This window comes from Rhizobium sp. PAMB 3174, assembly GCF_052908375.1.
In genome coordinates, this window is sequence record NZ_CM128608.1 from 3,982,214 (window position 1) to 3,994,410 (window position 12,197).

The window sequence follows — 12,197 nt, forward strand, 5'->3', positions numbered from 1 at the left end:
CAAGCAAACAAGGAGAAATGCCATGTCCGTGCTCGAAAAGATCGACAGCTTCAAGGGAGAACTGGTCGATATCAGGCGCGATATTCACGCCCATCCGGAAATCGGCTTCGAGGAGGTGCGCACCAGCGCCATCGTCATCGAGAGGCTGAAAAGCTATGGTGTCGAGGTTCATACGGGTTTCGGCAAGACCGGGGTGATCGGCGTCATCCGCGGCACGAAGGGCGAGGGCAAGATGATCGGCGTGCGCGCCGACATGGATGCGCTGCCGATGGATGAGACGACCAACCTACCGTATTCGTCCAAGGTGCCGGGCAAGTTCCATGGCTGCGGCCATGACGGGCATACGACCATGCTTCTCGGCGCGGCGCGCTATCTGGCGGCCAACCGGGATTTCGCCGGTACCGCCGTGATGATCTTCCAGCCGGCGGAGGAGGGGCTCGGCGGCGCGCGGCAGATGATTGCCGACGGCCTGTTCGAGAAATTCCCCTGCGACGAAATCTACGGCATGCACAATTCCCCGAACGGCAAGCCGTTCGAGGTCGAGATCAAACCGGGTGCCGCCATGGCGGGCGCCGATTTCTTCGGCATCCACATCACCGGCGTCGGCTCGCATGCCGCCATGCCCGAGCATTCGAAGGATCCAATCGTCGCCGCGACCACGCTGGTCCAGGCCCTGCAGTCGATCGTGTCGCGTAACGTCAAGCCGCTGAAGAGCGCGGTGCTGTCCGTCACCCAGATCCATGCGGGCACGGCCTATAACGTGGTTCCGGAAAAGGCGACGATTACCGGCACGGTCCGGTTCCTCGACCGCGAGGTCGGCAGGCTCATCAAGGAGCGGATGGAAGCCGTATGCCGCGGGATCGCCGCGACCTACGACCTGGATGTCCGTCTCGATCATCGCAACGCCTTCGACGTGCTGATGAACACGGAAGAACTGGTTGCAGGCTATGCCGAGGCCGCCGCCGACATCGTCGGCGCGGAGAATGTCTTCACCGATGTCGAGCCGGTGATGGGCAGCGAGGATTTCGCCGACATGCTGGCGGCTGCGCCCGGCGTCTACTGCCGCATCGGTCATGCCGGCACGGTACCCGTCCACAATCCCGGTTTCACCTTCGACGACAACCTGTTGCCGGTGGGTGCCGCCATCATGGCCCGTATCGTCGAACGTCGCCTCGCTGCTGCGTAAATCCATCCTTACATTTGAGGGCCATAGCAACATGAACCCCAATGACATCCCCTTCGACACAGACGAAATGCTCACGGCGCTGAAGCCCTGGGTCGAATGCGAGAGCCCGACCTTCGATCCGGCCGCCGTCGACCGCATGATGGACCTCGCCGCCTACGATCTTTCGGCTGCCGGCGCCACGGTCGAGCGCATACCCGGCCGCATGGGCTATGGCGGCTCGGTGCGCGCCCGTTTTCCGCACAAGGACTATGGCAAGCCCGGCATCCTTGTTTCCGGTCATCTCGACACGGTACACCCGGTCGGCACGCTCAAGGTCAACCCGTTCCGGATCGAGGACGGCTTTTGCTACGGCCCCGGCATCCAGGACATGAAGGCCGGCTGCTACCTTGCCGTCGAAGCGATGCGACGTCTGGCGCTAGCCGGCGTCGAAACACCGCTGCCGGTCACCATCCTGTTCACCCCGGATGAGGAGGTTGGTACGCCTTCGACCCGCGAGCTGATCGAGATGGAGGCCCGCAAGAGCAAGTATGTGCTCGTCCCCGAACCGGCGGACCCGAAGTGCAATGCGGTGACCGGCCGCTATGCCATCGCGCGCTTCAAGGTGAAGACGAGCGGCCGCGCCAGTCATGCTGGCTGGGCCCTGAAGGACGGCCGATCGGCGATCAACGGCATGGCCCGCAAGATCCTGGAGATCGAGGCGATGACGGGCGAGGACTGCACCTTCTCGGTCGGCGTCATCCATGCCGGGCAATGGGTCAACTGCGTTGCGGACAGCTGCGAGATCGAGGTTCTCTCGATGGCCAAGCGGCAAGCAGATCTCGACCGGGGCGTGGAGCGCATGCTGGCGCTGGCGGGCGAGGAAAACGACATCACGACGGAAGTCTGGCGCACGGTGACACGGCCGGTCTGGGAGCCGGATGCCGGCACGATGGCGCTCTACGAGATCGCCAAGGGGGTTGCCGGCGATATCGGCTTCCATCTCGACCACGGCAGTGCTGGCGGTGGTTCCGACGGCAACTTCACCGGCGCGCTCGGCATCCCGACGCTCGATTCGATCGGCGCGCGCGGGAGGGGCCTCCATACTAAGAACGAGCACATTTTCATCGACAGCCTCGTCGAGCGGGCCCGGCTGATCGCCGGCCTGATGATGCGTCTCGACTGATTGCAAGACACCGACTGACGGAACGAAAGGATTGCCGCGATGGCGCTGACGATGAGCTGGGACGAATGGGCTGCAAGCGACGGCGTCGCGTTGTCGGAGCTGATCAGGCGCGGCGAGGTGACGCCGGGCGAGCTCGCAGTCCAGGCGGCCGAGGCGATCGCTGCAGTCAATCCGGCGATCAACGGCGTCATCGAAGTGTTCGAGGATACGGTTGCCGATCCCGGCCTGATCGGAACGGATCTTTCCGGCTTCTTTGCCGGCCTGCCTTTTCTCATGAAGGACCTCGGCCCGACGGTCGGCGGACGGCTGCAGGAGATGGGCTCGCTCTGCATGACCGGCAATCGGCCATCCTCCGACAGTCACCTGACCACACGCATCAAGGGGGCCGGCCTCAACATCATCGGCCGCACCACGACGCCGGAATTCGGCTGCTGCAGTTCGGCGGAGAACCCGGCCATGTATGTCACCCGCAACCCGTGGAACACCGATTATACCAGTTGCGGATCGTCGGCCGGCGCTGCGGTGACCGTTGCAGCCGGCGCCGTGCCGATCGCGCATGGCAGCGACGGCGGCGGCTCGATCCGCATTCCGGCCGGCGTCAACGGGCTGATCGGGATGAAGACCACCCGCGGCACGTTTTCCATCGCGCCCTACGGCTCGGACTTCACCTCGGTGGTCTCCACGCAAGGGTGCCTGACGCGGACCGTGCGCGACACGGCCGCCTTCATCGACAATTGCCGGGGCGGCGCGCCGGGGGAGTTCATGCCCTACTGGTCGCCCGAGGTTCCCTTCCTCAAGCTCATCGAGCGTGATCCGAAGCCTTTGAAAATTGCCGTCTCGCACGAATGGGGAGCCTACAAGGCGACGCCGCATATCGTCGGCGAGCTGGAGCGGGCGGCCCGCTTCCTCGAAAGCCTCGGCCATAGTGTCGAGTGGGTCGTGCCGAAGGTCGATTTCGAGAAGGCCTACCGTGCGCAGACCACCTGCTACATCACCAACTTCGCGCAGACGGTGAACAATCTCCTGCGCGCGCGCGGGCTCGATCGGCCGCCTGCCGATCTGATCGAGCCGATGAATATCCGCATCTGGGAGCAGGGCAAGGACGCGACTTATACCGAGCGGTCGGACATGCAGTTGGCGTTCAACGATACCGCCCGCGCCTTCGGTGCCTTCTTCGAGGACTGGGATGTGATCCTGACGCCGACGACGGCGCGGGAAACGCCGAAGCTCGGGACGACCGAGTATCTGACGATCACCGACAATCCGTCGGCGCTCGACTGGTTCGGCAATCTCTGGGGCTTTTTCGCCTATACGCCGCTCACCAATCTCTGCGGCACGACGGGCATCTCGATGCCGCTGGCAACGCTCGAAAGCGGCCTGCCGCTCGGCATCCACGCCCAGAGCCGGCAGGGCAATGACGGGCTGCTGCTGCAGCTTGCCGCCCAGGTCGAGCGGGCGGTCGACGGCAAATGGAACCAGGGCCGCCGGTCAATGGCGCATGTGACAGCGGAACGCTAGCGGGGGAACCCTGCCGGCCAGCGGCGGGATGGGTCAGACCGGACGGTAACCGTGGCGGGCGGCGAAGCGCTGCAATTCCGCTTGCGTTGCCGTGGTTCCGGTCAAAACCTCGATATAGTCGGGAATTCGCTGCATGCGCGTCTCGATGTCTTCTTCGGTCTGCATGGTGATGTAGCCGATCTGGACGAGGTAGGTGGTTCGAGCCCGCACGTCGGCATTCACCTCGGAAAGCCCGAAGCGGACAAACATCTGGCGCAGCGCATCGAGCCGCTCCTGGTCGGCTTTTCTCACGTCCGCCGATATGTCGTCGGACTGCAGCGCCCAGCTTCGGATCGCGAATTCCATCTTTGAATCGAACAGGCGGCTGTCGAGCCAGCAGTCGCAGATGTTGAGCATAGCCTCGGCCGGCGTCAGAGCCGGTGCGAGTGTCTGCTGCACGAGGCCGCCGGTGTTCTTTTCGCGCCATCTTCCGACGAGAGATTGAAGCAACTCCTCCCGGTCCTTGAAGAACCAGTAGAAGCTGGTGCGCGACAGGCCGAGCTTCTTTGCGAGCGGCAGGATCTTCACCGAATCGACGCCCGCCTCCAGCAAGGCTTCCGAGGCCGCGTCGAGCCAGCCCTCCCGCGATCCGCGCCAACCGCTCTCGTTCGTCGTCTCTTCCATGGGCGATTTCTAACAGCGCTGCCGGACACGCTCAACCAAAATGTACAGCTGTGTCCATTTTTAAAATTGACACTTATGTACATTTCGCCATAGCTTCCAACAGACCCTGCCCATCCGGAGCCCGCACCATGTCGAATGATCCTCTTCTCCAGCCCTATCAGCTCAAGCATCTGACGCTCAGAAACCGCATCATCGTCACCTCGCATGAACCGGCCTATCCGGAAGACGGCATGCCGAAGGCGCGCTATCGGGCCTATACGGTGGAGCGCGCCAAGGGCGGCGTGGCGCTGACGATGACGGCCGGATCGGTTGCGGTGTCGAAGGACAGCCCGCCGGTATTCAACAACCTGCTCGCCTACAAGGACGAGATCGTGCCGTGGGTGCGGGAGATGACCGATGCGGTGCACGAGCAGGGGGCGGCGATCATGATCCAGCTTACCCATCTCGGCCGCCGCACGCGCTGGGACAAGGGCGACTGGCTGCCGGTGCTGGCACCCTCGCATCACCGCGAGCCGGCGCACCGGGCCTATCCGAAGAAGCTCGAGGACTGGGATATCGAGCGCGTCATCAAGGACTTCGCCGACGCCGCCGAACGGATGAAGGCCGGTGGCATGGATGGCGTGGAGCTTGAAGCCTACGGGCATCTGATCGACCAGTTCGTCTCGCCGCTGACCAACGAACTCGACGGCCCCTATGGCGGCTCGCTGGACAATCGCCTGCGCTTCTGTCTTGACGTCTTCAGGGCGATACGGAAACGGGTCGGCGATGACTTCATTCTCGGCGTACGCTACACCGCCGACGAGCGGTTGCCGGGTGGCACGAGCAAATCGGACGGCATGGAGATTTCACGGCGGCTGAAGGACAGCGGCCTGATCGATTATCTCAACGTCATCCGCGGCCATATCGACACCGATCCCGGCCTGACCGACGTCATCCCGATCCAGGGCATGGCGAACTCCCCGCATCTCGATTTTGCCGGCGAAATCCGCGCCGCGACCAACTTCCCGACCTTTCATGCGGCAAAGATCCCCGATGTCGCCACTGCCCGGCACGCGATCGCCGCGGGCAAGGTCGACATGGTCGGCATGACGCGCGCGCACCTGACGGACCCGCATCTGGTCCGCAAGATCATCGAGAAGCGCGAGGAAGACATCCGTCCGTGCGTCGGCGCCAACTACTGTCTGGACCGCATCTACCAGGGCGGCGAGGCCTATTGTATCCACAATCCCGCGACAGGCCGCGAACTGACGATGCCGCACATCATTCCCAAGGCCGAAAAGCGCCGGAAGGTGGTGATTGTCGGCGCCGGTCCTGCCGGCCTGGAGGCCGCCCGCGTTTCCGCCGAGCGCGGCCATGAGGTCGTGGTGTTCGAGGCAGCCGACAAGGCGGGCGGACAGATCCGCCTGACGGCGCAAAGCGAGCGTCGACGCGAGATGATCAGCATCATCGAATGGCGCATGGGCCAGTGCGAAAAGCTTGGCGTCACCTTCCACTTCAACACATGGGCCGAAGCCGATGCCATCCAGGCCGAGAAGCCGGATGTCGTGATCATCGCCACCGGCGGCCTGCCGCATACCGAAGTCCTGTCGCGCGGCAACGAACTCGTCATCTCCGCCTGGGATATCATTTCCGGCGATGTGAAGCCCGGCAGCAACGTGCTGATTTTCGACGATGCGGGCGACCATGCCGGGCTGCAGGCGGCCGAATTCATTGCCAAGGCCGGAGGCAAGGTCGAGATCATGACGCCGGACCGGTCGTTTGCGCCGGAGGTGATGGCGATGAACCTGACGCCCTACATGCGCTCGCTGCAGAAGCTCGATGCAACGTTCACCGTCACTTACCGTCTGGAGGCGGTCGAAAAAAGCGGCAACGAACTGCTGGCCCAGATCGGCAGCGATTACGGCGGCGTCACCAAGACACGATCCTTCGACCAGATCGTTGTCAACAACGGCACCATCCCGCTCGACGATCTCTATTTCGAGCTGAAGCCGCTTTCATCCAACCAGGGCGAGATTGCCCAGGATGCGCTGATTGCCGGAGCCCCGCAGGCGGTGGTCCGCAACCAGGACGGCGCGTTCCAGCTGTTTCGCATTGGCGACGCGGTTGCCGCGCGCAACACGCATGCTGCCATCTATGACGCGCTGAGGCTCGCCAAGGATATCTGATCCGGCGTCAGCGCTGGGGCTTCGGTCGGGCTTTCAGGCCTCAGCGCTGTCGATGTGGTGAAGCCGCCGAGCGATTTGCGGGGCGGCCAATTGCCGGCAATCACGATCAGGGAACGTCTTTTCCGGTGGCGATCGTGTAGAGTTCGAACCATGTCTGCCGGTCGATCTCGACCTTCGCGGCGTCGGCGATGCGGGCGATCCGGTCGAGCCGGTTGGTGCCGAGCACCGGCATGATGCGGGCGGGGTGCGCGAGCAGCCAGGCAATCGCCACCGCGGTTTCGTCGACACCCTGTTCCGCACCGATCCGCTTCAGGGCATCGAGCAGGTCCGGCCGTGAGCCATCAAACAGCGATCCTCCGCCGAGCGGTGACCATGCCATGGGCGCGATCATGCGTTCCTGCAGGAAGGCGAGGTCGCCGTTGGTGAAGGCGGGGGTGTGGGTGAGGCTCAGCTCGATCTGGTTGGTCACCAGCGTTTCTTCCATCGACGACTGGAGAAGCGCGAAATCCCAGGGGCGGAAATTCGAGACGCCGACGCTCCTGACCTTGCCGGATTTGACCAGCGCGTCCAGCGCCGGGCCGGTCTCATCCGCATCCATGAACGGATCCGGGCGATGGATCAGCAAGAGGTCGATGCGATCGGTCGAAAGGTCCCTCAGCGAGGCCTCGACCGAAGCGTTGATGTGGGCGGCGGACGTGTCGTAGTGCTTGACGCGGGCGGCGGCATGACGACCGGCCGGCGCGACGATGCCGCATTTCGTGACGATCTCGATCTTGTCGCGCAATGCCGGCGCAGCCTTCAGCGCCGTGCCGAAAATGCCTTCGACCGTATAACCGCCGTAGATGTCGGCGTGGTCCATGGTGGTGATGCCCTGTTCCAGGCATTTTTCCACCTTTGCCTCGATGTGCGCCGGTGATGTGTCCGTGTCTTCCGCGAGCCGCCACATGCCGTAGACGAGGCGGCTGAGTGTGAGGCCGGGGGCGATGTCGATGCGTTCCATCAGTGGCGAACTCCGTTTTCGAGTGGCGTCGCCGGCGTTGCCGCCGGCTCGCGTCCATATTGCATTCGGCGCGAACAGATATTCTGCTGCGGCAGAACCTTGGGGATCGGAAATGTCCGGCCCCGTCTGGTTTGAACGAATCTTTCGATCAGTAGGAGGCGCCGGGCTTGGCGGCCGACGCGGCCTCGGAGCCGAGGGACTGATCACGCTCAGCGGCGGCCTGACGGGCGCCGCTGATCAGCAGCGAGACGTCATTCGGGCCGACGACGAAACGATAGCCGATCGCCTTGAGATCGGACCAGCTGCGGCCGGCGCCGGCAATGGTCGCCAGCATCTTGCCGTTCTCCAGGCAACCCTTTTCGGCGCGCTTGATCAGCGCCTGCGGCTCTGCCTCGGTCAGGCGTTCCAGATGGTTGATCGAGCCGGCAAGATCGTTGGGGCCGATGAAAATCGCGTCGATGCCGTCGATGGAGGCGATGGCCGCAATGTTTTCCACCGCCTCGACATGCTCGCACTGGACCATGACGAGCACGTCGTCATGCGCTTCCTTCAGTGCGTAGTCGGGACGTGCGCTGTAATTGGACGCACGCAGGATTGGCGCAGCATAGCCGCGATTGCCGCGCGGCGGATAGCGGCAGGCGTCCGCAATGATCTGCGCTTCTTCCGGCGTGTTGACGCGCGGCACGATGATCGAGCGGATGCCGCGGTCGAGGATCTTGTTCAGCATCCAGGGCTGGCTGTTCGGCACGCGCAGCACGGCATGGCCGCCGGCGGCCTCGATGGCGCGGGACATGCTGACCCATGTCTCCAGGTCGCCGATACCGTGTTCGCCGTCGATGACGATGACCGGCCAGCCGTTGTAGACCATGACCTCGGCGTTGTCGGCGGATCCCATTTCCGCCCAGGCTGCCGTTACGAACTCACCGGCGAGAAGCCGCTGCTTTAACGCGTTCATCAAGAATGTCCTTTGTGCCGACGGCAGCCTTCGGTGCTGCCGCGATTGAGATTGCCGTGGGATTTTTCGCCGCGGCGAGCCGGCGCCAGTGGCGGTCCGTCGGGGCAAACAAGTCGGGCTTCGGGATCATACCGATACCCATTTTCCGATTGAATTGCATCATCGAATTGTTCTCGAAACCCCAGAATGCAGAAGGGGCGCCGGTGCCGGAAACCGGACACGACGCCCCATCATTTTCCACTTCGGTTCCTGTGGATGCTTAGCGGGCTAACCAACCGCCATCGACGTTCAAAACTGCGCCGGTCACGTATTTCGCTGCCCGAGAGCAGAGATATACGGCGGTTCCCGCAATATCCTCAGCTTCGCCCCAGCGGCCGGCCGGAATGCGGTCGAGGATCGCCTTCGAGCGTTCCGGGTCGTTGCGCAGCGCTTCCGTGTTGTTGGTGATGATGTAGCCCGGAGCAATGGCGTTGACGGTGATCCCGAACTTTGCCCATTCGTTGGCAAGGCCCTTGGTGACGCCGGCGACGCCGTGCTTCGATGCCGTATAGGACGGCACGCGAATGCCGCCCTGGAAGCTCAGCAGCGAGGCGATGTTGACGATCGCGCCCGGCCTCTCCTTGGCGATCAGTTCGCGGCCGAAGGCCTGGCAGGTAAAGAACAGCGCCTTCAGATTGGTGTCGATGACGTCGTCCCAGTCCTGTTCGGAAAAGTTGACGGCATCCTCGCGGCGGATGATGCCGGCATTGTTGACGAGCAGGTCGAAGCCGGCACCCTTGAAGATGTCCTTTGCGGCCATCGGATCGGCAAAGTCGATCAGCAGGCTTTCCGCCTTGCCGCCGGCCTTTTCGATATTGGCGACAGTCTCATCGCAGGCGCGGCGTCCGGCGCAGACGACAGTGGCACCGCTGGCGGCCATCGTTTCGGCGATCGCCTGGCCGATGCCGGTATTGGCGCCTGTGACCAGGGCCTTGCGGCCCTCAAGCGAGAAAAGGTTCAGCATCAGCGCAGATCCATCGGCTGGATGAAGTCCATGTCGGTGTAGTCGATATTGTCGCCGGCCATCGCCCAGATGAAGGTGTATTTGCCGATGCCGGCGCCGGAATGGATGGACCAGGGCGGCGAAATCGCGCCTTCCTCATTGCCGATGAAGAGATGGCGGGTTTCCTGCGGTTCACCCATCAGATGCAGCACGCGGGATTTCTCGTCCATGCCCCAGTAGAGATAGGCTTCCATGCGGCGGTCGTGGATGTGCGAGGGGATGGTGTTCCAGACGGAGCCGTCCTCCAGCGAGGTGTAACCGAGGATCAGCTGGCAGCTTTCCATGACCTTGGGATGGATGAACTGCTTGATGGTGCGCTTGTTGGAATTCTCGACGTCGCCCATCTTCACTTCCAGGCAATCGGCCAGCGTGACCAGCCTGGACGGGAAGGTGCGATGCGCCGGGGCGGAGGTGATGTAGAAGCGACCGGCACCTTCAAAGGTGACCGGGCCGGAGCCCATGCCGAGATAGAGGACGTCGCCACGCGCCATCTCGTAGGTCTTGCCGTCGGAGAGGACGGTGCCGGCATCACCGATATTGACGATGCCCATTTCGCGACGGTCGAGGAAGCTGGGTGTCTTCGTCTCATCCACATGGTCGAGCGTCAGCGACTTGCCGGCCGGTACCGCGCCACCCATGACGAAGCGGTCGTAATGGGTGTAGATCAGGCGGATTTCGCCGTCGGCGAACATACCCTCGGCCAGGAAGTTCTTCCGCAGCGTTTGCGTATCCATGGATTTGGCGTGTTCGGGGTGAATGGCGTGACGGGTCTCGACCTTCAGCATGGGTGCAATCCTCCTGGTTCCTGTTCTCGGTCCAGGGCTGTTCAGGGGCCGTCGGCCGCAAGAAACCTGCTGCCCTGGCTGCCGGAAGAACACGATGCGGCGTCATTGCATCCGCCCGCGAAACCCCGGCATCGGCGTTTCAAGTGTCAGAGGCTAGATAGTTCAGTTTACGCGGAATGTCTGCACCCGAACGTCAAGAAATCGCATCTAAGTCGATGAAAATATTTCAATAAGCGCTTCGAGTGATCCGCATTTCGTTCGGACATATGGAGATAATGACAGTGAATATGTCGATTTCCGTCGTCACATTGCCAGTTGGAGATTATGCAAAAATATTTCAGTCCGTCGTCGGGTGGGGGTTTGCGCCGATAGCCGCGTTCCACGCATCCGCATAGGCTTTCATGCGCGCCTGCGGCAGATGTTCGCTGTCGTTCTCCTGCACCTTCTCCGGCGCATGGCGAGCCGTGAGCAATGCGGCGCCGACGCTTGTTCCGGTGCCGGAGACGGCGTGGACCGGGCGTCCGGTGGCAGACGCCAGCATGGCGCAATAGGCGGCGTTGGCGGCAAACGGTCCCTCGACGAGGACGGGTCCGGCGGCGCCCGTGATATCCAGGCCGGTTGCGGTCATCATGGCGAGATAGAAAGATACCGCAGCGTGGCGTTCGCCGGGCGCAATCAGGCTTTCGTCGCGGCTCCAGGAGAAGGCGTGGCCCTGGAAGGGGCCGGACTGCATCTCGACCGCCGGAAACAGCATGGTCATGTCAGCGAGTACCCTTTCGATCTCGGCTTCGGTGCCGGGCTTGTAGCCGGCGCCGATCAGGCGTTCGAATTCGCGACCACCCATGAAGCGGGCGGAGGGCACGGGGTCGCCGAGCGCGTTCACGTTGATCAGCGTATCGCGGGTCGGATCGAGGTGGCCGCTGTCGCCGCCGATGGCCATGGAGATGACCCAGGTGCCGGTTGATACGACCGCGAACGGCGCCCGCCTCCGGGCGAGATGGGCGTAGAGCGACGCGTTGGAATCGTGGATGCCGCAATAGACCGGGGTTTCCGGCTTCAGTCCGGCATAAGCAGCGATCTCCGGCAGAAGCGTACCGAGCCGGTCGGTTGCGCGCGCCGGCGGAGCCATCAAGGCGGTCCAGCCCTCGCGCTCGACGAGCGAGGAAAAGCGCCGGGCGTTTGGATCCCAAAGATCGGTATGGCAGCCGAGCGAGGTGACTTCGTTGACGGCGACGCCGCAGAGCCGGAAGGTCCAGTATTGCGGATAGGTAAGGATCTTCGCCGTTCTGGCCTTCATCTCCGGCCAGGTGCGGAATTGCCAGAAGAGCTGCGCCCCCAGATTGAGGCCCATCGGCAGGCGTGGCGAGCCGGTTTCGGAAAAGGCCGGACGGACGGCATCATACTCCGCGGCGAGGCTGTCCGGACCGTCATGCTCGTAATCGAGGACGGGTGCGGCGAGATCGCCGCTTGCATTGAGCAACACCGCCGATGCACCGTGGGTCGTGACGGTGATCGCGTCGATGCCGTGATCGGCCTGCAGCGTTTTCAGGGCGTCGACAATGAAGGTCCACAGACCGTCGATATCGTAGTGCGGATAGGGAGGGCCGGCGAGAACCGTGTTCGGACGGCGGGCGACCGATATCTCTGCGAGACTGTCCATGTCCACCAGCGCCACCTTGGCGTTGGTCTTGCCGATATCGATGACGGCGGTGTGGCCCATG

11 protein-coding genes are annotated in these 12,197 nt (G+C 63.2%); 4 read left to right on the forward strand and 7 right to left on the reverse strand.

Annotated features, from left to right (window positions below; translation table 11 throughout):
* Positions 1-22 precede the first annotated feature (22 nt).
* Genes ACU5AY_RS19035 through ACU5AY_RS19045 form a run of 3 tightly spaced genes read left to right on the forward strand, consistent with a single transcriptional unit; the run spans position 23 to position 3,866 of the window.
* On the forward strand, positions 23-1,186 hold the full coding sequence (locus ACU5AY_RS19035; protein ID WP_446827370.1) for a M20 aminoacylase family protein: 1,164 nt from the start codon (positions 23-25) through the stop codon (positions 1,184-1,186).
* Between the two features lie 31 nt (positions 1,187-1,217).
* The gene (locus ACU5AY_RS19040; protein WP_446827371.1) at positions 1,218-2,348 is read left to right on the forward strand and encodes a M20/M25/M40 family metallo-hydrolase; all 1,131 of its coding nucleotides are present in this window, start codon (positions 1,218-1,220) and stop codon (positions 2,346-2,348) included.
* A gap of 39 nt (positions 2,349-2,387) precedes the next feature.
* Positions 2,388-3,866 (forward strand): amidase, encoded by a 1,479-nt coding sequence (locus ACU5AY_RS19045; protein ID WP_446827372.1) that lies wholly within the window; start codon positions 2,388-2,390, stop codon positions 3,864-3,866.
* Positions 3,867-3,899: 33 nt separating this feature from the next.
* On the opposite strand, the gene ACU5AY_RS19050 is transcribed toward ACU5AY_RS19045, so the two are convergent.
* Positions 3,900-4,529: a TetR/AcrR family transcriptional regulator gene (locus tag ACU5AY_RS19050; protein WP_446827373.1), complete on the reverse strand. Its 630-nt coding sequence runs from the start codon at positions 4,527-4,529 to the stop codon at positions 3,900-3,902.
* A 128-nt stretch (positions 4,530-4,657) separates the two neighbouring features.
* Between ACU5AY_RS19050 and ACU5AY_RS19055 the strand changes: the two genes are divergently transcribed.
* Positions 4,658-6,694 (forward strand): oxidoreductase, encoded by a 2,037-nt coding sequence (locus ACU5AY_RS19055; RefSeq protein ID WP_446827374.1) that lies wholly within the window; start codon positions 4,658-4,660, stop codon positions 6,692-6,694.
* A 106-nt stretch (positions 6,695-6,800) separates the two neighbouring features.
* On the opposite strand, the gene ACU5AY_RS19060 is transcribed toward ACU5AY_RS19055, so the two are convergent.
* From ACU5AY_RS19060 to ACU5AY_RS19085, 6 genes are all read right to left on the reverse strand, one after another.
* On the reverse strand, positions 6,801-7,694 hold the full coding sequence (locus ACU5AY_RS19060) for an aldo/keto reductase (protein ID WP_446827375.1): 894 nt from the start codon (positions 7,692-7,694) through the stop codon (positions 6,801-6,803).
* A 148-nt stretch (positions 7,695-7,842) separates the two neighbouring features.
* Complete coding sequence (locus ACU5AY_RS19065) at positions 7,843-8,649, reverse strand: HpcH/HpaI aldolase family protein (RefSeq protein ID WP_446827376.1); 807 nt, start codon at positions 8,647-8,649, stop codon at positions 7,843-7,845.
* The gene (locus tag ACU5AY_RS19070) at positions 8,615-8,890 is read right to left on the reverse strand and encodes a hypothetical protein (protein WP_446827377.1); all 276 of its coding nucleotides are present in this window, start codon (positions 8,888-8,890) and stop codon (positions 8,615-8,617) included. Before ACU5AY_RS19070 ends, ACU5AY_RS19065 begins: the two co-directional genes overlap by 35 nt.
* Positions 8,891-8,908: 18 nt before the next feature.
* On the reverse strand, positions 8,909-9,652 hold the full coding sequence (gene kduD / locus ACU5AY_RS19075; RefSeq protein WP_446827378.1) for a 2-dehydro-3-deoxy-D-gluconate 5-dehydrogenase KduD: 744 nt from the start codon (positions 9,650-9,652) through the stop codon (positions 8,909-8,911).
* Positions 9,652-10,476 (reverse strand): 5-dehydro-4-deoxy-D-glucuronate isomerase, encoded by an 825-nt coding sequence (gene kduI, locus ACU5AY_RS19080; protein ID WP_446827379.1) that lies wholly within the window; start codon positions 10,474-10,476, stop codon positions 9,652-9,654. Before kduI ends, kduD begins: the two co-directional genes overlap by 1 nt.
* A gap of 337 nt (positions 10,477-10,813) precedes the next feature.
* Positions 10,814-12,196 carry an FGGY-family carbohydrate kinase gene (locus ACU5AY_RS19085; RefSeq protein ID WP_446827380.1) on the reverse strand — a complete coding sequence of 461 codons (1,383 nt, stop codon included), beginning with the start codon at positions 12,194-12,196 and terminating at the stop codon, positions 10,814-10,816.
* Position 12,197: the final 1 nt, after the last annotated feature.

Bases quoted from the DNA above. Each gene is read 5' to 3' on its own strand.
- kduI (WP_446827379.1), bottom strand. From the start codon at position 10,476: ATGCTGAAGGTCGAGACCCGTCACGCCATTCACCCCGAACACGCCAAA.
- ACU5AY_RS19065 (WP_446827376.1), bottom strand. From the start codon at position 8,649: ATGAACGCGTTAAAGCAGCGGCTTCTCGCCGGTGAGTTCGTAACGGCA.
- ACU5AY_RS19060 (WP_446827375.1), bottom strand. From the start codon at position 7,694: ATGGAACGCATCGACATCGCCCCCGGCCTCACACTCAGCCGCCTCGTC.
- ACU5AY_RS19040 (WP_446827371.1), top strand. From the start codon at position 1,218: ATGAACCCCAATGACATCCCCTTCGACACAGACGAAATGCTCACGGCG.
- ACU5AY_RS19035 (WP_446827370.1), top strand. From the start codon at position 23: ATGTCCGTGCTCGAAAAGATCGACAGCTTCAAGGGAGAACTGGTCGAT.
- kduD (WP_446827378.1), bottom strand. From the start codon at position 9,652: ATGCTGAACCTTTTCTCGCTTGAGGGCCGCAAGGCCCTGGTCACAGGC.
- ACU5AY_RS19045 (WP_446827372.1), top strand. From the start codon at position 2,388: ATGGCGCTGACGATGAGCTGGGACGAATGGGCTGCAAGCGACGGCGTC.
- ACU5AY_RS19085 (WP_446827380.1), bottom strand. From the start codon at position 12,196: ATGGGCCACACCGCCGTCATCGATATCGGCAAGACCAACGCCAAGGTG.
- ACU5AY_RS19050 (WP_446827373.1), bottom strand. From the start codon at position 4,529: ATGGAAGAGACGACGAACGAGAGCGGTTGGCGCGGATCGCGGGAGGGC.
- ACU5AY_RS19055 (WP_446827374.1), top strand. From the start codon at position 4,658: ATGTCGAATGATCCTCTTCTCCAGCCCTATCAGCTCAAGCATCTGACG.